Annotated in this window: 19 protein-coding genes; 14 read left to right on the forward strand and 5 right to left on the reverse strand. The window is 38.8% G+C overall.

The window, feature by feature from the left end:
• Position 1 precedes the first annotated feature (1 nt).
• From ACW2QC_RS01275 to ACW2QC_RS01295, 5 genes are all read left to right on the forward strand, one after another.
• On the forward strand, positions 2-1,084 hold the full coding sequence (locus tag ACW2QC_RS01275; protein ID WP_457542163.1) for a glycosyltransferase: 1,083 nt from the start codon (positions 2-4) through the stop codon (positions 1,082-1,084).
• Positions 1,085-1,108: 24 nt separating this feature from the next.
• Positions 1,109-2,122 carry a hypothetical protein gene (locus ACW2QC_RS01280; RefSeq protein WP_457542164.1) on the forward strand — a complete coding sequence of 338 codons (1,014 nt, stop codon included), beginning with the start codon at positions 1,109-1,111 and terminating at the stop codon, positions 2,120-2,122.
• Positions 2,091-2,729: a sugar transferase gene (locus ACW2QC_RS01285; protein ID WP_457542165.1), complete on the forward strand. Its 639-nt coding sequence runs from the start codon at positions 2,091-2,093 to the stop codon at positions 2,727-2,729. The genes ACW2QC_RS01280 and ACW2QC_RS01285 overlap by 32 nt, the downstream gene beginning before the upstream one ends.
• A 736-nt stretch (positions 2,730-3,465) precedes the next feature.
• Positions 3,466-4,344 (forward strand): UTP--glucose-1-phosphate uridylyltransferase GalU, encoded by an 879-nt coding sequence (gene galU, locus ACW2QC_RS01290; protein WP_457542166.1) that lies wholly within the window; start codon positions 3,466-3,468, stop codon positions 4,342-4,344.
• 24 nt (positions 4,345-4,368) lie between these two features.
• Positions 4,369-5,694, forward strand: a complete 1,326-nt coding sequence (locus ACW2QC_RS01295; protein ID WP_457542167.1) for a UDP-glucose dehydrogenase family protein — start codon at positions 4,369-4,371, stop codon at positions 5,692-5,694.
• 672 nt (positions 5,695-6,366) lie between these two features.
• Here ACW2QC_RS01295 and ACW2QC_RS01300 read toward each other — a convergent pair.
• Positions 6,367-6,777 (reverse strand): HAD family hydrolase, encoded by a 411-nt coding sequence (locus tag ACW2QC_RS01300; RefSeq protein ID WP_457542168.1) that lies wholly within the window; start codon positions 6,775-6,777, stop codon positions 6,367-6,369.
• On the opposite strand from ACW2QC_RS01300, the gene ACW2QC_RS01305 reads away from it, so the two are divergent.
• The 9 genes from ACW2QC_RS01305 (at position 6,765) to ACW2QC_RS01345 (ending at position 14,844) form a co-directional block, all read left to right on the forward strand.
• Entirely contained in the window at positions 6,765-6,935 is a 171-nt protein-coding gene (locus ACW2QC_RS01305) for a DUF2922 domain-containing protein (RefSeq protein ID WP_457542169.1), read from the forward strand. The two genes, ACW2QC_RS01300 and ACW2QC_RS01305, sit on opposite strands and share 13 nt — an antisense overlap.
• 657 nt (positions 6,936-7,592) lie before the next feature.
• Positions 7,593-9,017: a PTS mannitol transporter subunit IICB gene (locus ACW2QC_RS01310; protein WP_457542170.1), complete on the forward strand. Its 1,425-nt coding sequence runs from the start codon at positions 7,593-7,595 to the stop codon at positions 9,015-9,017.
• A 27-nt stretch (positions 9,018-9,044) separates the two neighbouring features.
• A complete protein-coding gene (locus ACW2QC_RS01315) occupies positions 9,045-11,162 on the forward strand; it encodes a BglG family transcription antiterminator (RefSeq protein ID WP_457542171.1) in 2,118 nt (705 codons plus the stop codon).
• 14 nt (positions 11,163-11,176) lie between these two features.
• Positions 11,177-11,614, forward strand: coding sequence for a PTS sugar transporter subunit IIA (locus tag ACW2QC_RS01320; protein ID WP_457542172.1), 438 nt, complete (start codon positions 11,177-11,179; stop codon positions 11,612-11,614).
• Entirely contained in the window at positions 11,615-12,775 is a 1,161-nt protein-coding gene (locus tag ACW2QC_RS01325; protein ID WP_457542173.1) for a mannitol-1-phosphate 5-dehydrogenase, read from the forward strand.
• A 181-nt stretch (positions 12,776-12,956) separates the two neighbouring features.
• Positions 12,957-13,172 (forward strand): DUF2922 domain-containing protein, encoded by a 216-nt coding sequence (locus ACW2QC_RS01330; RefSeq protein WP_457542174.1) that lies wholly within the window; start codon positions 12,957-12,959, stop codon positions 13,170-13,172.
• 18 nt (positions 13,173-13,190) lie between these two features.
• Positions 13,191-13,346 (forward strand): hypothetical protein, encoded by a 156-nt coding sequence (locus ACW2QC_RS01335; RefSeq protein WP_457542175.1) that lies wholly within the window; start codon positions 13,191-13,193, stop codon positions 13,344-13,346.
• A 173-nt stretch (positions 13,347-13,519) separates the two neighbouring features.
• Positions 13,520-13,639, forward strand: a complete 120-nt coding sequence (locus tag ACW2QC_RS01340) for a putative holin-like toxin (RefSeq protein WP_457542176.1) — start codon at positions 13,520-13,522, stop codon at positions 13,637-13,639.
• Positions 13,640-14,271: 632 nt separating this feature from the next.
• Positions 14,272-14,844, forward strand: coding sequence for a Uma2 family endonuclease (locus tag ACW2QC_RS01345; RefSeq protein WP_457542177.1), 573 nt, complete (start codon positions 14,272-14,274; stop codon positions 14,842-14,844).
• Positions 14,845-15,015: 171 nt separating this feature from the next.
• Here the strand turns inward: ACW2QC_RS01345 and ACW2QC_RS01350 are convergent, their stop codons facing one another.
• The 4 genes from ACW2QC_RS01350 to ACW2QC_RS01365 all read right to left on the reverse strand — a co-directional run bounded on the left by ACW2QC_RS01350 (position 15,016) and on the right by ACW2QC_RS01365 (position 20,363).
• Positions 15,016-15,801 (reverse strand): HAD family hydrolase, encoded by a 786-nt coding sequence (locus tag ACW2QC_RS01350; protein ID WP_457542178.1) that lies wholly within the window; start codon positions 15,799-15,801, stop codon positions 15,016-15,018.
• 117 nt (positions 15,802-15,918) lie between these two features.
• Positions 15,919-16,437: a YcxB family protein gene (locus tag ACW2QC_RS01355; protein ID WP_457542179.1), complete on the reverse strand. Its 519-nt coding sequence runs from the start codon at positions 16,435-16,437 to the stop codon at positions 15,919-15,921.
• Between the two features lie 545 nt (positions 16,438-16,982).
• Complete coding sequence (locus tag ACW2QC_RS01360; RefSeq protein ID WP_457542180.1) at positions 16,983-18,335, reverse strand: MATE family efflux transporter; 1,353 nt, start codon at positions 18,333-18,335, stop codon at positions 16,983-16,985.
• A 282-nt stretch (positions 18,336-18,617) separates the two neighbouring features.
• The gene (locus ACW2QC_RS01365) at positions 18,618-20,363 is read right to left on the reverse strand and encodes an alpha-glycosidase (RefSeq protein WP_457542275.1); all 1,746 of its coding nucleotides are present in this window, start codon (positions 20,361-20,363) and stop codon (positions 18,618-18,620) included.
• Positions 20,364-20,426: the final 63 nt, after the last annotated feature.

The following is a 20,426-nucleotide window of genomic DNA, read 5'->3' on the forward strand; positions in this document are numbered from 1 at the left end:
AATGAAAGTCTGTTTTTTGGCGGCAGCCTCTTCAATCCATACTGTACGTTGGGTGAATGCAATAGTAGAACGAGGACATGACGTGGATTTAATAACAATGCACCATTCAAAATCGGATCGTATAGATTCTAGGGTGTGCTTACATCAATTAAAGGTTCCTGCTCCGATTGGTTATTACCTAAATGGACTAGAAGTAAAAATGCTTATTCGCGGGATTCAGCCGGATATCTTGCATGTACATTATGCGAGTGGATACGGTACATTAGCAAGATTAATTGACTTTAATCCGTCTTTATTATCCGTGTGGGGAAGTGATGTCTATTTATTTCCTGATAAAAGCAAGCGAAATGAAAAGACGTTGAAAAAGAATCTTAATGCCGTAACGCAAATTACATCGACCAGTTACGCAATGAAGGAACAAACAGAACAATTTGTTACACCGAAGTCTCCAATAGAAGTTATTCCTTTTGGGATTGATTTGGATTTGTTTAAAGCTAGTGGGACAAAAGATTCTAATTCAATCGTAATTGGGACTGTAAAAAAGCTGGAACAAATTTACGGAATTGATATACTAATTATAGCTACTGCAAAATTAGTCGATTATTTACGTTCAACTAATTACGAAGATATAGTGAAAAGATTAAAACTAATGATTGTTGGTGATGGTTCTCAGTTAACGTACCTACAAGAGTTAGCTAGAAAATTGCATATAAGTGAAATCACAGAATTTGTTGCTGCTGTTCCGAATAATCAAGTTCCGCACTATCTGAATCAATTGGATATTTATTGTGCATTTAGCAGAAGTGAGAGCTTTGGGGTCGCGGTCTTGGAGGCATCTGCTTGTGAGGTGCCTGTCGTGGTTAGTCATGTAGGTGGATTACCAGAAGTAGCAAAAGACGGACAAACTGGTTACATGGTTGATTACGAAAATATAGATGATATTGTAAACAGGTTATTTGAATTAGTGATTGATAAGGATAAAAGAAATCATTTCGGAAAAAACGGTCGGGATTTTGTGAAAAATAATTATAATTGGTATCGAAATGTGTCGCATATGGAAGAAATATACCTCGGATTGAAATAATTTTAATAAGGAATTGAGTTTACGATGAATTTTCAAGAGAAGCTAGCTGAAGAACTGAAGTATTTATCCGCCCATGATAATAAGGCCATTACCATTAATAACACTGCAAAATATGAGACTAATTTTAGAATACTTCCCAGAAGATATGCACTTGATACAGCGATATCGAGTTTCTTGATCAATGATTCTAAACTGCTCCACGATACGCTTCGTTATTTTGATGGTAAAGTTGAAACTATTTTTGTTGATGTCGAACAAAAGCTGGAAATTAACCTGTTTAAAGTTGCCAAAGATGTTGTGAAGCAATCACGATTAATAGCAATAAAGCCAAATGACATGGCCATCGAGGCTTGTGACTTATTAATACGTCATGAGTTTCGTGATGATTTGATGAATAAAAATGTGTTGGTTATTGGCACAGGAAACTTGGCTAGTAAAATTGCGTTACGAATGAGTGAAAGACAAGCAAATGTATTTATAAAGGGTAGATCAAAAGAAAAGGAACATGCTATTGTTAACGGGTTGAATGGATTTCTTCCAGCTTTTTCACCTGAAATAAACACAATGGAGCACTTGCAGAAGATTTCACTAAAAGCAGATGTAATCGTATCTTTTCTTTCTGGTCAATTTGAAGAAGAAGAACTGTTATTTCCTTATATCAGCCAAAATACGTTCATTATTGATGGTGGAATAAGTAATTTTAGTCAACATTTTATTAGCCAAATGATGGAGCATCATACGACCATTACAAGATTAGATGTACGAATTGCTTTGCCTTATCAATTTATATCTGCTTTTCACTACACCACATCTTTTTTCGAAAATGTTTATGGTAAATCAGAACTTAATCAAATTCCCGTTGTTTCGGGTGGATTTGTTGGGCCTGAAGGAACCGTTATTGTTGATAACATAAGGCAGCCTAACCAAATTGTTGGCATTGCTGATGGTATGGGGGGAGTGAAGCATAATGAATACCTCACTGAATCAGATAGAAGGTCTATCCAAGATGTCCAAAAAACCATTACAACTGGCCTGTAAACGAATCATGGATATTGTAGTTAGTTTTATTTGTTTAATTCTATTGTCTCCTATTTTTCTGGCAGTGGCAATATGTATTATTATGGAAGATGGTCGCCCTGTATTTTTTAAGCAAAGGCGTAGCGGGAAAGATGATTCTGTATTTGAAATATACAAATTTCGTTCGATGAAGATCAGCCAATCCAATTCTTTAGGAAAAAGTAAAGGCAAAATCTATAATTGGAAAAACGGTGTACCAGATGACTTCGTTTTTAAACTTGGTTCTGTTGATAACCCCAATATTACAAGAACAGGGAATTTTATTCGAAAGTACAGTCTGGATGAACTCCCACAGTTTTTAAATGTATTAAAGGGAAATATGAGTATCATAGGACCAAGACCTGAAATTTTGGATATTACGAAATGCTATAATGAAGAACAAAAAGTAAGATTATGTGTAAAACCAGGTATAACTGGATGGGCGCAGGTTAATGGCAGAAGTGAAATGAACCATGGCGAAAAAATTAAGCATGACTTGTATTATGTAAACCACTTTAGTCTATGGCTGGATGTTAAGGTTTATTTTAAGACGGTATTTCAAGTGATTCTTGGGAAAGGCTCCGTTTGATAGTGTGGGACAGGGGAGATGGCGTTAGTTAGGGTAACTGAAAAAGTGCCCTTTTTTTAACACATATTTCCGGGATTATAGCACGAATTTTTTAAAAGAGTATAATGTCTTTGACGTTTAACCATGTTAAATACTACCGTTTTGATGTAATGATCATCAACCCTGATTGAACAGCTGGTATTTGTGGATGTCGATTAAGGAGGGAGAGAGTTAACGGTTATTATGGCTTGGACAATGTAAAATGTACATCAAGCTTCCATATTTTCTAGGGAACTCCCTCTTAATTTGTAGACCCTATAAAAGTGATATAAACAATTTTATCTTGGATAAAGAAACTAAAAGAGTTAATGGGAAATATATCTTTTAGAAACATACAAAAAAATTGTAATTGGTTCACCCTTGAATAACTATAAATATTAAGAATTTAAGTGCAGTATGTCACGTTGACGTCGCTGTCAAATATAAAATAAGTAGGCAAATTATGTCTGGAAATGAAATATCTTTTACTAGATAAAAGATAATAATCAAGTATATAATTAAATATGATGCTTTGCGCTGAATAAAAGTAATATAAACGTCAAGATTGTCGAAATAAGTTGAGTTGTGAAGACATAATAGAATAGTGATGCATGGTTATTACACAAATTTATAGTGATCATCCATTGCTATTTTATTTGTATAAATGTTAAAGCTTCTGAACTATGCCTATTATAATAAAATTTAGGGGGAAAATTACTTGCATAAAGTCAAAAAGGCGATTATTCCAGCGGCAGGTCTGGGTACAAGGTTTTTACCCGCAACAAAGGCGATGCCGAAAGAAATGTTACCAATTGTTGATCGACCGACAATTGAATACATTGTCGAAGAAGCTGTTAAGTCAGGCATAGAAGATATTATTATTGTTACTGGTAAAGGGAAACGTGCAATAGAGGATCATTTTGATATTAACTTTGAATTAGAAGATAATCTAGTAAAAAAGGGTAAGTTTGAGTTGCTGAAAAAAATTAGACAATCATCGGAAGTGGAGATTCATTATATACGACAAAAAGAACCCTTGGGATTAGGACATGCTGTATGGTGTGCACGGAAGTTTATTGGAGATGAACCATTTGCCGTACTATTGGGTGATGATATTGTCCAAGCGGAAAAGCCTTGCTTGAAACAATTGATGGAAGAGTTTGATGTGACACAATCATCCGTAATCGGCGTGCAAAAGATCCCGCATGAAGAAACACATCGGTACGGCATTATTGACCCTAGCACAATGGAAGGTAGACGTTATCAAGTAAGTAATTTCGTTGAAAAGCCTGAACAAGGAACTGCGCCTTCTAATCTAGCAATCATGGGTCGCTACATCTTAACGCCTGAGATTTTTAGCTTCTTGGCTCAGCAAGAAACTGGTGCTGGTGGGGAGATTCAGTTGACTGATGCGATTCAGAAGTTGAACGGTATTCAGAGTGTGTATGCTTATGACTTTGATGGTAAGCGGTATGATGTTGGAGAGAAGTTAGGGTTTATTCGGACGACGATTGAGATGGCTTTGCTGGATAAAGAGTTTGGTAAAGACGTAGAAATCATGCTTAAAAAACTTTTGACTGAAAAAACACAAGTATAAGGTTAAATATATGGAGGTAAGAAGATGAATATCGCTGTTGTTGGTACAGGTTATGTTGGCCTAGTTACTGGTGTTAGTCTTTCTGAGATTGGCCATCATGTTACATGTATCGATATTGATGAGGCAAAAGTAGATAAGATGAAGAACGGAATTTCGCCAATCTATGAACCTGGCTTAAGCGAATTAATGACGAAGAATATAGACAGAAACTGTTTATTTTTCACAACAGACCATCGTGAAGGATTTCAAAATGCTGATATCATATATATCGCAGTTGGTACACCGGAAAATGAAGATGGTTCGGCGAATTTAAGCTTTGTTGAACAAGTAGCTAAGGACATTGCGAAACATGCGAAACAGGATACGGTTGTGGTTACCAAGAGCACGGTTCCTGTTGGTACGAATCATAAATTGAAACAAATCATTAATACAAATCTGGTTCAAGATGTAAAAGTAGAAATGGTGTCAAACCCAGAGTTCCTAAAAGAAGGATCTGCTATTCACGACTCCTTTCATGGCGATCGCATTGTGATTGGGTCGGACAGTGAAAAAGCTGCAACTCTATTAGAAGAGGTTAATAAACCATTTGGGGTCGCGATATATAGGACAGATATTCGAAGTGCGGAAATGATTAAATATGCTGCCAACGCTTTTCTTGCAACAAAGATTAGTTTTATTAACGAAATCTCAAACATATGCGAGCTAGTAGATGCCAACGTGGAAGATGTTGCGAAAGGGATGGGCTTAGATAAGCGGATTGGTAACAAGTTCTTAAACGCTGGAATTGGTTATGGTGGATCTTGTTTTCCGAAAGATACAAAAGCACTTATAAAAATCGCTGGTAATGTTGATTATGACTTTGAATTACTTAAAGGCGTTGTCAATGTTAATAAAAAACAACAAGCCCTACTAATAGATAAATTAAATAATAGATTTGACTCATTAAAAGGTAAGAAAATTGTAGTTCTTGGTCTTGCGTTTAAACCGAACACAGATGATATGAGGGAAGCAGCTTCTATTGTAATAACGGAAGAACTTATAAAGCAAGGTGCAGAAGTTGTTGCATATGATCCAATTGCAATGGATAATGCTAAACAAGTTTTAAATCCTGAAGTTCAGTATTCGGAAAATGTTGGTGGGGCTATTAAAGATGCTGATGCTACATTGATTCTTACAGAGTGGGATGAGATTAAAAATATCGATTTAAAGTTGTTTGAGACAATGAAATACCCATTGGTAATTGATGGTCGGAACTGCTTTGCCTTGGATAAAATGAAAGATTACCGTATTGAGTATCATTCGGTTGGAAGACCATTTGTAAATAAGGAAATAAATAAAATTTTTCTGTAGAATTCGTTTGCCGTTTATAACTTCTAATTAAAGCCCAGGTGATACCTTATCTAGTTTTTTGGTAAGTAAGCGTATGATGGATTCTATATGAGCTATTATCGATGTTTATTATCTTCTGTGTTTATAATTGACTGTTGACTTATTAAAACAAAAGACAAACACGGATCAAAAGTGGCTAAACGTCTTTGGTTGAAATTAGCTTGGCAGAGATTTTAATACTAGTGCTTGGTGACGGGACTTACGCATATTCAATTTACCACAAAGCGAAGGAACCGTGAATGTGAAAATGCATAAGACGATTACATCTATTGATACAGTTATTGGCAAAAAGAAAATGAACAAGCAAAAGCCACTGAACATTTTGATGCTTGATGTTGATAAACGTCCTTTTTCTCATTGATAAAGCTAAAGTCTACCTCATCACGAAGTATTTTAAGTATATGACTTTCAGGAATTTTATTGTATAAAAAGGAATAGATGCTTAATTGCATTTTTGTCTTTAAGCATGAAAATACCCCCAGTTTGGTTGATGGTTTCTTTACAATTCTATTATACCAAATTTTGGGGGTATTTTTAGCTGTTATTAAGAGTTATTGAATTTTCAGGGTGGCTTTTCAGTGGTCTCGACCTGTCCCCATGTCCCAGTTTCTTATTCCGCTATCCCAAGCTCTTTCAGTCCATTAAATATCCCCGATTCCTCACCGATGTTGTCCGGTGTTTTGCATGGTCAAAAAGATCGGGATGTGCGTTTCCCATTGCAAAGCCTTCTCCAACTATTTGAAGCATTTCCTTATCATTCATTCCGTCACCAAACGCAATAGCCTTTTCTTTAGGAATGTCCAAACGTTTTAGCACGTTTTTGATTGCCACCCCTTTGTTCACCGATTTGCGAATGATGTCATAACAATGTTCCACGCCTTCAATGTTCACTTGTGAAAGGCGGATATCGGCTTCAATTTCATAAAGGGATGCCTGCGTTGAATCCAATTTCATGATAGTTGCGACTAAAACACGATCAACTATATCATTCGTAAAGCGTTTATTTTTTACCAAATAAGGAAGGTAAAACTGTGACCTATTCATTAGAGAAGCCGGTTGAACCAGTTGATCCAGCGGCAGTAAAGAGTGCCATGGAGGAAATCATTTCGCAAAATGCTTTCACATCGACAGGCGGTGACCTTGTTTCAATCAAGAGTGCACGAATTGTGGATCGGATTGTGACAAATATTGAATTGGGATAAGTTTTGGAGCGACTCTCGTGGAAAAAGAATTGGAGTTTGTTCTTCTTATAAAAACAAGGCCAATGTGATGTCTACCTAATCAAAAGGAAGTAATCGCCCACGCCATGGTCGCAATTACTTCCTTTGGTTAGGCAACATGTTTAGTGGCCAACTGCACTTAATGCAGTTTGTAGTTGCCGGTGCCGGGTAGTTAGCGCTACTCGATACCTTATTCTAAGTATTGTATAAAGTTTTTTATTTATACTGTCAATTTGTTTAGGTTTATTTAAAATAGATCCTCTACATTAGAAAATACAGTCCTACCTCTAATCCTAAACCTGCTCGCCCGCACACAACGATTTGAATCATTCAAATACCGGCATAAATATATATTTCCCGGGAAATACCGACAAACTTATACCGTTTTCGTTTCCTATTATTCGACTAATTTTGGTGAGCAACAGACGCTACAATGACACTAGTAATGAGAATCTTTCCTCTATACTGCATTATTTCCCCAAGCCTGCCCATCCTAAAAAACACCTTATTAAATGATGTCAACAATACGATTGACAAAATGACTTTTAGATTCAATTGATACTGATTCTGTAAGCGCTGTATAATTTAATTATGAATTCAATATTTATTTATTTTTTATCATAGAGAGGGGATTTTTATATGGCTAATAAAGGCTTTCGTGCTAAGGTACAGCGCTTTGGTAGTTATTTGAGCGGTATGATTATGCCAAATATCGGCGCATTTATCGCCTGGGGTATTATCACAGCTTTATTTATTCCAGACGGTTGGTTGCCAAATGAGCATTTGGCAACATTAGTCGATCCAATGATCAATTACCTGTTGCCGCTTCTTATCGGGTTTACTGGTGGGCGTATGGTTCATGAAAAACGAGGCGGCGTTGTTGGTGCAATTGCTACGATGGGTGTTATCGTCGGGGCAGACATTCCAATGTTTTTAGGGGCCATGATTATGGGGCCGCTAGCGGGATATTGCATGAAAAAAATCGATGACTTATTTCAAGAAAAAGTCAAATCGGGCTTTGAAATGCTTTATAACAACTTTTCAGCAGGTATTTTAGGAGCAATTCTGGCAGTGATTTCTGTAATGCTAATTGGTCCTGTTGTCGAGGGGCTAAATAATATATTAGCTTCAGGGGTAGAGGTAATCATTAACGCAGGATTACTGCCATTAGCAAACATCATTATTGAACCAGCTAAGATTTTATTTTTGAATAATGCCATTAACCATGGAATATTAAGTCCAATTGGGGTTGAGCAAGTAGCGGACGCAGGGAAGTCCATTCTATTTCTACTGGAAGCGAATCCTGGTCCTGGATTAGGTATTTTGCTTGCATTCGCTATTTTTGGCAAAGGAACATCGAAGAGCTCGGCATCTGGTGCGGCTATTATTCACTTCTTTGGTGGGATACACGAAATTTACTTCCCATATGTCTTAATGAAACCTACACTGATTTTAGCTGCTATTGGTGGTGGTGTAAGTGGCGTATTCACGCTTACAGTCTTTAATGCAGGCTTGGTAGCGCCAGCATCTCCAGGAAGTATTTTCGCTGTGTTGGCGATGACACCTCAAGGGAATTACATCGGCGTCATTTTAGGAGTTCTTGTGGCAACAGCTGTTTCCTTTATCATATCCGCATTTATTTTGAAAACGAGTAAAGCAAAAGATGAAGATTTATCAGCCGCTGCAGGTAAAATGGAAGAAATGAAAGGAAAGAAAAGCTCTGTAGCTGGAGCCTTAAACCAACAGGATGAAGAAACCGATGGGCAAGAAGTTGAAAATAAGACTTCGGATGAAATTAATAAAGTTATTTTTGCCTGTGATGCGGGAATGGGTTCGAGTGCGATGGGCGCATCGTTGTTAAAAAACAAATTTAAAAAGGCGGATATTGATATATTTGTTACCAATACAGCGATCAATAACCTACCTGATGATGCAGATATCGTCATCACCCATAAGGATTTAACCGATCGTGCGAAAGCCAAGTTACCAAGCGCTGAGCATATTTCGGTGGAAAATTTCTTGAACAGTCCGAAATACGATGAGTTGGTGGATCGTCTGAAGTAATAAGACAAAAATCCATGTTGCAAGGTGGTGAACAGTTTGTATATATCGGGCCGTGAACGAAAGGTGATCGAACTTTTATTAAATGCGCAAAAGGAACTGACGGTGAAAGAAATTGCCAGTGCTCTTGACGTAAGTGAACGAACGATTCATCGGGACTTGAAAAGTATCGAAAAAATCGTTTTTGATCACAACCTGGAGCTAATGAAAAAGTCAGGGGTAGGTCTTAGGATTATTGGAGACAGCAATGACAAGCAACAACTGGAATTAACACTCTCCAATGCAGTGGCATCTGACTTTACGCCTGAGGAGCGGCGGGCCATTGTTTTGGCAACACTTTTGGAAACGAAGGAACCAATCAAACTGTTCACCCTTGCAAATGAGTTGAACGTGACCATTGCGACGATAAGTAATGATTTGGACCATTTAGAAGAAGACTTAGCAAACTTCCACCTCCCATTAATAAGAAAAAGAGGGTATGGGGTCAAAGTGGAAGGGGATGAAGCAAATAAGCGCGCAGCTATTAGTCGTTTAGTGACAACATATGTGGATCCATTTGATTTCGTATCCTATTTAAAGGAAAACATCCAGCAAAAATCACAACATCCACTCAATACGATTTCTGATCGTTTGTTAGGCATGGTTAACCCAGAAATGCTACGTACGATTGAAAAAAGGGTGGAACAAGCCCGAAATGAGTTACCACACGATTTAGCTGATAGTGCTTATATCGGGTTAGTAGTTCATCTGGCATTAGCGATTGAGCGATTGAAAAAAGGCGATAAAATCAAGTTCGATCAAGCGTTTATGAAACAAATCGAAGGAACAACAGAATACAAAATTGCTAAAATGATGATCCAAGACCTGGAAGTTTCCCTTGCCATGGATATTCCGAATGATGAAATCGGGTATATTACCATGCATTTAATGGGAGCAAAATTGCGTATCGATCAACATTATGTAATGGAAGACTCCAGCTTGGATATCGCGTATCAAACAAAGGAGTTAATCCGGTATGTCAGTTCCCGTCTGGACGTCGATTTAACGGAAAATGCCTCCTTGTTGAATGATTTGGTGGCCCATTTGAAACCAATGATCTATCGGCTGAAACAAGGAATGAATATTACGAACCCACTGATCGGAGAGATTACAAGAGATTACCTTGACCTTTTTCATTTGGTGCAGGAAGGTGTTCAGAAAATATACCCTGATTTAACGTTTCCAGACGATGAAATTGGGTATCTTGTTCTTCATTTTGCGGCCGCGTTATTGCATGGCGAGCAGGAATTTAAATTACGGGCATTAGTTATCTGTTCCAGTGGGATCGGAACAGCAAAAATACTTGCCACGAATCTATTTCAACAAATTCCAGAAATTAAACAAGTGGAAAATAAATCCCTGTTTGATTTGAAAGAACTGAATCCAGATGAGTATGACATCGTTGTGTCGACTATCCCATTAAAAGGATTTGCTGGTGACTATCTTTTAGCATCACCAATTTTGACGCAATCAGAGGTCCATCGTATTAAGAAGGTGGTCAGACAAAAGAAGCTTGCTTATCAGACAAAAAGGAACCAGGTAGGATCAAAACCAAAACGTGACGATAGGAAAACTCTGGACTTCATCCCACAATTGGAGGCAATGCAACAGTATACAAAAACCATTTTAGATCTGCTGCATGCTTTTCACGTCAAGCAAATTACGGAAAAACGTTCAATGGAATCCATTTTGCATTTGATTTGTAGAGAACTAGCAGAAAAGGGTAAGATAACAGATGAAGAAAGTGTTGTAAAAAAGCTGCTGGAAAGGGAAAAGGTAAGTGGATTGGGAATTCCAACTACCTCCCTTGCCCTTTATCATACACGTTCACCAGAGGTAGAAAGGCCAAGCTTTACTGTCTATTCCTTAACTCATCCGGTAACTGTTTCTGGAATGGATGGCGAAATGGTTACAATTAATACTGTCATGTTCATGCTTGCCCCTGAGGTTACCAATCAGGAAGTGCTGGAGGTTCTTAGTTACGTCAGTAGTTTGTTGATACAGGAAGAGGAAAGTATAAAAATGTTTGAATCGGGGAACGAAACCGAAATCAAACAATTTCTTTCCGCAAAATTTCATACATTTTTACATGAAAAAAATCTATTGTAAGGAGCGCATCACGAATGACTAAAGAAATTTTAAGCAAAGACAATATCCATCTAAATGTAGCGTTAAATAATAAAGAGGAGGCTATTCGTTATACGGGGGAAATCCTTGTCAATAACGGATATGTAGAAGCTTCCTATGTAGATAAAATGCTAGAAAGAGAAGAAATGACTTCTACTTTTATGGGTAACAATGTCGCGATCCCACATGGTACAGAGGATGCAAAGGGAGCTGTTAAGGAAACAGGCCTGACCGTTGTAACTGTACCAGATGGGGTCGATTTTGGTGGCGGAAATATCGTCAAAGTCCTTATCGGTATTGCAGGAAAAGGCGATGAACATTTAGAGGTTCTCTCTAAAATTGCGATCGTTTGTTCAGAAGAAGAGAATATCCAACGAATAGTGGAAGCAAAATCAAAAGAAGACATTCTAAATCTATTCGACGAGGTGAGCTAAATGTTAGCTGTACATTTTGGTGCGGGGAATATTGGCCGGGGATTTATCGGCGCTCTCCTCTATCAAGCAAATTATCATACAACATTTGTCGATGTAAACGCCGACGTAATTCAGGAATTGAACGAAAAGCAGCAATACAATGTGCGATTTGCTGCTGAAAACAGTGAAACAGTAACAGTAAAAAATGTTTCAGGAATTAATAGCGTTCGTGACCCTAATAAAGTTATTGAGGCCATTACCGAAGCTGACATCGTAACAACCGCTGTCGGTCCAAACATTTTACCAATCATCTCAGAACTTATCGCGAAAGGCCTAGGCGAACGGTTGAACTCCAATAAAAAAGCATTAAACATTATCGCCTGTGAAAATAAGATTGGAGGAAGTTCGCTACTGAAGGAAAAAGTAATGGATCATGTAACAGAGGAAGAACGGATCGCTTTTGATGCTGTTTTCGGATTTCCGAATGCGGCTGTTGACAGAATTGTGCCCAACCAAGTGAATCACGATCGCTTAGAAGTGTCGGTTGAACCGTATTATGAGTGGGTCGTGGAAGAACCAGCTATCAAGGGCGAAAAACCACCAATCGATGGGATTACGTATGTTGGTGACTTAACACCATATATTGAACGGAAATTATTCACCGTCAACACCGGCCATGCGGTACCTGCATATATCGGTCACTACATGGGATATGCAACAATTAACGAAGCAATGAATGATCAAAAAGTACAAGAAATTATCAAGGGTGCGCTAACAGAATCAGGAGAAGCGCTTATCCAGACCTATCAATTCGACAGGGAAGCGCACCAGACATATGTGAACAAGATTATTCAGCGATTTATGAATCCGTATATTTCCGACGAGGTTACCAGAGTAGGACGGGGACCGATACGTAAATTGGGACCAAAAGATCGCTTAATCCGCCCGGCAAGCATGTATATGGACGTTACAGGAAAACAGCCAACATATCTTGCTAAAACAATTGCAGCCGTCTTAGAATATAAAAATGAAAATGACGAAGAAGCGGTTAAACTACAGCAAATGGTAGCGGAAAATGGATATGAACAGACATTACAATCTGTTTCCGAACTGGACTCGAATCACCCACTAATACCGGTTGTTTTGCAGGAATTAGCGGAAATTAAAGCTTTAAAAGGATAAAGGTCTCAAAGGGAAAGCTCACGCCCAGCGTGAGCTTTTTGTTTTGGATGGTGGGACATGGGGACAGGTTTGTTGTCCCAGCATCGAGCAGGGCGGAAGTAGCGGCATAGAGCCATTTTCTTGAAATATTGAATGGGACAAGGGACCTGTCCCCATGTCCCGCTAGGAAGGAGGGGGGAAGATGAAAAAGTTTGTGTTAGAGTTTGCTAATAAGGAAGGTAAAACTGTGATCTATTCATTAGAGAAGCCGGTTGAACCAGTTGATCCAGCGGCAGTAAAGAGTGCCATGGAGGAAATCATTTCGCAAAATGCTTTCACATCCACAAGCGGTAACCTTGTTTCAATCAAGAGTGCACGAGTCGTGGATCGGATTGTGACGGATATTGAGTTGGGATAAGTTTAGGGAGCGCTTCTCATGGAAAAGGAATTGGAGTTTGCTCTTATAATAAAAACAAGGCCAACGCGATGGAATGCGCATTGGCCTTGTTTTTTGTGGCAACGAATTGACGATAGTGGTATTTCACGAATCGCAATTGCTACACCTGATATCGTTTTAAAGAAAAATGATTAGTATGTCTTGGTTTGTTGGAATCGCTATTGGCGAACGTTTGTACATATTTTGATTACCAATTTTCTGATGATTGTGGTAAAATAATAACAGCAACTACATAGGTATTGTGGGCGGTTGGCCATCTTTCCTTGTCCCTTAAGTCATGTGAAAACTTAAGAAGGGGAGGTGGTAGGATGACGGCATATGAAGCATTAAGTTTGGTGGCACAGTTTGGGTTACTCCAAATTGCAACACTTACTTTTATTGTGACGATTGTCGTTTATCTGAGAACAAAAGCGGAAGCGCCCGTTTAGCGACGTATGGACTGGACTGAGCCGTAGGAGATAAAGGAAACACGGTGAGTGTAAGCGAACCGATGTTGACTTATCGGACGGAGGTGAGGGAAGTCCACTAGTCGCTGGGCGCTGGAGCTGGACGTGGCTCATCTTGTCGCTAACAAAATATAGCCTGAATTTTTATACCATGTTTACTGATCAAAAAAAAGTAATCGCCCCCACCACGGCCGCGATTACTTCCAGTAAAGCTATCTAGATTTGTGGCCAACTGCACTTAATGCAGTTTGTAGTTGCCGGTGCCGGGTAGTTGACGCTACTCGGTACCTTATTCTAAGTATAGTATAAAGTTTTTTATTTATACTGTCAATTTGTTTGATTTAGTTAGTTGGTTAGCAACAGAAGAGGAAACTACTGCTATTGTGGGAAAATAAGGAGGGTCTTCTGAGCAGTATAGATGGTGGAAGAGACTGGTATGTGCGTACTGCTGAGGATTTCAGCCCATTAGTGGAAATTGTCTTGCGAGGGAGATGGGTGATTTAGTCAATTATTTATCAAAGCTGTGATTCTGCAAAGAAATATTATATAATGTCTGTAGAATAATGAATGGTTTCAAACAAAGTCTCGCAATCGAGGTTATTGGAGGGAAAAGCATGACTTTACCACAAGAAAACAATTTATTGACTTATGCTGAATACCTGAAATTAAATGACGATATACAATATGAAGTGATCGATGGTCAAATATATAACATGTCGCCATCGCCAAATGTGAAGCACCAATCCATTGCATCAGAGCTTATTACAGAATTTAATATACACTTCAGAGAACAATCATGCAGAGTGATTAGTGAAATTGATGTTTCCCTTAGTGGAGAAAGAGAACCTTCCCAAGTGAATGAATGGGTGAAACCGGATATTGTGATTGTTTGTGACAAAGAAAAGATCATGAAAAATCATATTGCCGGTGCTCCAGACTTGATCGTGGAAATTCTGTCAAAATCTACTGCGAAAACAGACAAAATGATGAAGTTTAACCAATATCAAAAAGCAGGTGTGGATGAATATTGGATTGTTGATCCTGCGCATGAAACCATTGATGTATATGTATTGGAGAATGGATACTATAAATCCGTTGGTACATTTGCAAATGATGACGTGTTGAATGTAATCAGCTTTGAAAATTTGTTCGTGAAATTGAAGAATATTTTTCGAGATGATTTTTAATATTTATCAGACATTCTGCACCCCCATCTAATTATTATGCTACAGAATCCAAATGTTGCAAGCCGCCTAAAAGTGTCTCTGACAAGGTGAATTCAATTATATGTGAATCCCCCCACCCAACATAACAAGATGGATGGGGGTGTAGAGGTATTGCAGTAGGCTGTTTAAAACCTATTTCACCAACCCCAATTCCTTCAACCCATTAAATATCCCCGATTCCTCAACCGATGTTGTCCGGTGTTTCGCATGGTCAAATAGATCAGGATGTGCGTTTCCCATTGCAAAGCCTTCTCCAACCGTTAGAAGCATTTCCTTATCATTCATTCCGTCACCAAACGCAATAGCCTTTTCTTTCGGGATGTCCAAACGTTTCAGCACGTTTTTGATTGCCTCCCCTTTGTTCACCGATTTGCGAATGATGTCATAACAATGTTCTACGCCTTCAATGTTTACTTGTGAAAGGCGGATATCGGCTTCAATTTCATAAAATGATGCTTGCGATGGATCCAATTTCATGATAGTGGCACCTAAAACACGATCAACTATAGCATTCGTAAAGCGTTCATTTTTTTTCATCTGGAATGTCTCGATGAAATTGTTCACTTCGGGTGATTCTAACGACGTAAAGTAGTTTTTTCCGTTGGTGTAAAGCACGATTTCATGTCCGTTTTTCTCCGCGATCTCAAGAAACTGCTCAACCGTATTGGTATTCATCGGTTCATCGAGGATTGTTTCGTTTTGATAAATCGCATATGCCCCGTTATACCCGATGAACGAATTTACTCCAAGTTCCTTAGCAAGATCCGCAATTTCATGCAAAGGGCGTCCCGTTGCCAGAAAAACTTCTATACCCTTCGCCTTGGCCTGCGAAATTGCCTCCTTCGTTGATGCAGAATAAGTATGATCCGGCTTTAAAATTGTTCCATCGATATCCAGAAAAAGTACGTTATATGTCATAATAGTCTCCTTTTGATTTTGTTAGTGGGACATGGGGACAGGTTAGGTGTCCCACATCGTCAGCCTTATTTGGCGCGGGATAGGAAGTGGGACAAGGGACCTGTCCCCATGTCCCACTTAAGAGATAGCCGCTGTATGGTTTCTGATCTGTTCATGGTAGGCGGCTATCTTTTCTTCATCTATGCCATCCGGTTCCTTGGGGATAATTAAACCTTGTAAATCGGATACATACAGGAAAAAGTGATGTGGATCTTCCCTCAATTTTACAAAACCATCCCAATTAAAATGAGTTGTTTCATCCTTTATTACCCGATCGATGCCACTGTCAGAGAGGGTCATTTCACACGCACCCAGTACATGTGAATAGTCATTTTTTTGCATTTGCGCTTTTAGCTTGAAAAATGCGATGTTCGAATACAGCATCGGAAAAATCATAAAATAAATAATCGCTATCACCAAACTAGCAACAACGGCTGCGAAAGATGTATCCATGAGAAACAAAATAGCTAGGAAAAGCACAATCGTACTGATCCACTTAAAATATCTTTCTTTAATATGATGCGTATAGGAATGCTTTATGACGTCCTGCTGGAATGCAGTTAAATCATCAAAATTAAGTTGAAAACGAATGGTCATTTTCCTAAACTTCCTTTCACCAAACATATGGTTTTGCTGTATGAAATTATATGTGTTCAATTATATCAGATCCAGGCTAAAAACTTCATTTATAAAGGGCGTCTTTGCGTTAGCTAAACGTACCATATGTTGAGGGAGTAAGCTAGCGGCCGGTTCATCTAAAAAACGATAATGCCTTGCAATAAAAATTCCTCTTCAGGAGATGGATAAAAAGTGAATAAATTTTTACGAGGAGGTTATTTCCGTGTCAGAGGAGAACAAAAATCGTAATAAGGACAAGAACAAATAACGAAATGTGAAAAAATACAATATCGACCCAAAACGTGACCGGGACGTTGAGTTTGCCAATGATAGTGAGTATCTGAACCTGGATAATAAGAAGAATAAAAGAAAACGATAAAAAATAGCGCTCGTTCTCTGTTAGGGAGAACGGCGCTATTTTTTGTGGGATAGGTGGGACGCGGGGACAGGTCCCTCGTCCCACCGCGCAGCCCCCGTCTTCAGTGACATCTGCGCTGGGACAACTAACCTGTCCCCACGTCCCATTATATTTTATTACTTTCCACAAATGCCTTTTTTGTCCATTTCTTAGATTTCCATCTTTTAAGCATTAAAAATCCTCTTAACCATTCGTCTGCGATGAAGGCAATCCAAATTCCGACAAGGCCTAGTCCAAGATACAATCCGAAAAACCACGCAAACGTTACACTAATCCCCCACATAGAGATAATCCCAATGAAAACAGGAAATTTTACATCTCCAGATGCACGAAGGGAGTTGATGACCACAAGATTAGATGCACGTCCGGGCTCCAAGATAATATTAAGTAGTAAAAGGAGGACACCTTTTTCAATGATAGAGTGATTATCTGTAAAAATGCCAAGAAGCAAATCACTTGAAAAATACACAACAATTGCTGCAGAAACAGAGATGATAATTGCTAACTTTAGACTGTTTAGGCAACGTTTATAGGCCCTGTTTAGTTGATTATCTCCTACCATATGGCCGATTAGTATTTGGGTTCCTTGACTAATAGCAATCGAGAAAAGGAAAATAAACATGATTATATTCTGGGTATAAACTTTTGTAGTGATAGCAGTTGTACCCATTTGAGCAACAAAATACGTAATAACCATCTGACTAACATTGTAGGAAAGTTGTTCTCCAGCTGAAGGAATGCCAATGGCAAGTAAACTTTTTACGTGACCTTTTTGATATTTGATAAACGAAAGGATTGGTAATGCACCTTTACTTCTTTTTATTAAAAGAACAAGTAATGTCAAAAATCCTAAAAAACGACTCAATGTTGTGGCTATGGCGACTCCTTCTACACCTAGAATTGGAAAGCCAAACGGACCAAAAATAACAAAGTAATTTCCGATAACGTTAAGTATATTCATGCCAATGGTCACATACATGGTGTCTTTGGTAAAACCATAGCTCCGTAAAATAGCTGCTACTGGCATAATTAAAGCTTGAACAAAAATGAATCCGCCAACTATGTTCATATAGATAGTTGCTTCTCCCATTAATTCGTTAGGAAGACTCATAAGATTTAAAATCGGTTTGCTAAAGAAAAATAGCCCCAAGCTTAGTAATAGTGAGAACCACAAATTTAGGCTAATCGAGGTAACCGCTATCGCTCCGGTAGTTTTTTCTTGTTTAGCTCCTAGGTATTGGGCGACAAAAATGGCTGCTCCAGCTGAAACGAAACCAAACATTACAATAACAACTGAAATGGTCTGATTTGCTACACCTACTGCAGCAACAGAATGGTCTGAATACTGACTCAGCATTAGCGTATCTGCATTACCCATTAGCATGTGAAGCAATGTTTCAATAAATATCGGCCATGTTAGTGCAAGTAATGTTAGTTTTTTCTTGTTTTGACCAATCATTTGGGTTACCCTCCCTCTGACAGCAGCAAATGAAATCTTATATCCTATGTTCTGCGCCGTTTCAACTAGTTACCCATTCATACACTACCTACAATTTACCTGAAAAGCACCGCCTCAGGGTATAGACGGTGCTCTAATAACGGCTCTTTCACGTCAAATCCTTCGTTTCATAAATAATCAAGCTTCTAGGAGTAATGCAACTGATGCGCCTATCTCGTCCCTAACTGTTATGGGAGCTTCGTGGGTAAATTTGATAGACATTTTCACCGCTACTAGTTCCTGCTAATCTACTTTTCCATCGCCCTTTTCAAAAATCCTGAATCCATATGGTGCTAGATCAATAGAGACTTTACTAGTGTCAACTGATTTTTTTTCAAATCCAGATTCCGTTAAAATTTGTTCATCAAACATACCTGACAGTCCAAATGATCCGGTGACGTGTCCAGCACTATTGTTCACAACAAAAATAACACGGGTGTCTTCATTGTATTTTTCATAAACAATCGTATTTTTTTCATTGTCTACATCCAAAAAACGAAAATTTGCTCCGTTAGCGTAAAAGGAATTCGATTTTCGTAATGAAATCAACGCTTTAACAAAATGAAAAAGATCACGATTTTGCTTGTCCTTATCCCAAACCATACATGCTCGGCACCCTGGATCCTGTCCACCTGTCATGCCAATCTCATCCCCATAATAGATGCATGGTGTGCCAATAAATGTTAATTGAAAAAGGTAGAGTAATTTGACACGGTCTACATTCCCGCCTGCTAAAGTCAATATCCGCGGTGTGTCATGGCTATCAAGTAGGTTGAACGCAACTTCATTGATGTTGGCAGGGTACATATGCAAAACTTCAGTTATCGAATTGGCAAAATTGCTTGCACTCATTTCTTGCTTGGCAAAAAAATCAATCGCTCCATTTGTAAACGGATAGTTCATAACAGCATCAAATTGATCACCTAAAAGCCAAGGCATCGAGTCATGCCAAATTTCACCCAAAATGTACGCATCCGGATTGACAGTTTTAACGACCTTTCGAAATTCACGCCAAAATGCATGATCGACTTCATTGGCTACATCCAGGCGCCAGCCATCAATATCGAATTCTTCTATCCAATAGCGGGCAACATCCAATAAGTATTGCTTTACATCTGGGTGCTCGGTATTTAATTTTGGCATGGAAGCTCCAAAAGCAAACGTGTCATAGTTTGGTTTCGGTTCTGTAACGACTGGAAACCCCCAAAGGTGGAACCAATCACGGTAATTGGACTTGTCCTGATGTTCTAATACATCTTGAAACGGGGCAAAGTAATAACCACTGTGATTGAATACCGCGTCTAGCATGACACGAATCCCTCCTTTGTGACACTCCGAAACGAGACGGCGAAACGTATCCTTATCCCCGAATTGCGGGTCGAGTTCCATATAATCGATCGTGTCATATTTATGATTCGAATGTGCCTTGAAAATTGGAGTGAAATAGATTCCGCTAATGCCTAAGTCAACCAAATAATCAAGATGATCCATTACCCCTTGAAAATCACCACCAAAAAAGTTGGTCAGAGTTGGATCGGCCTCGCCCCATGGTAATGTCCCAACTGGATCGTTGGAAAGGTTCCCATTTGCAAATCGTTCAGGGAAAATTTGATACCAGACTGTTTCTTTCACCCAGGCAGGAGCCGAAAACACATCACCTTTATGCAAATATGGAAAACAAAAATAGGAATCTTTATCTGTAGATGCAGATTCAGAAAATCCACGCTCCGTATAATAAATGGTTTTATCAGAATCTGAGCAGCGGAATCCATATCGCATTCTCCGGAATTCAGGTTTTACTGCAATTCTCCAATAATCATGCATTTTTGTGGATCCCGATTTTTCCATAACCGCGATATTATACATCCATTGTCCGTTTTCGATATGATAAGGATCGCCGAATAGGAGATCAACAGAGTCAACATCACTTTTTCCAGTTTGCAAGATGATATGCCGCCGGGATCCGTTTGATAGTATTGAGATTAGTATGGATTATTTGAAGGGGAAGTTGTTGAGCTAGATGTAGGGTGAGCAGCGCGCTCGGGCGGGGAA

This window comes from Virgibacillus sp. FSP13, from assembly GCF_054048505.1.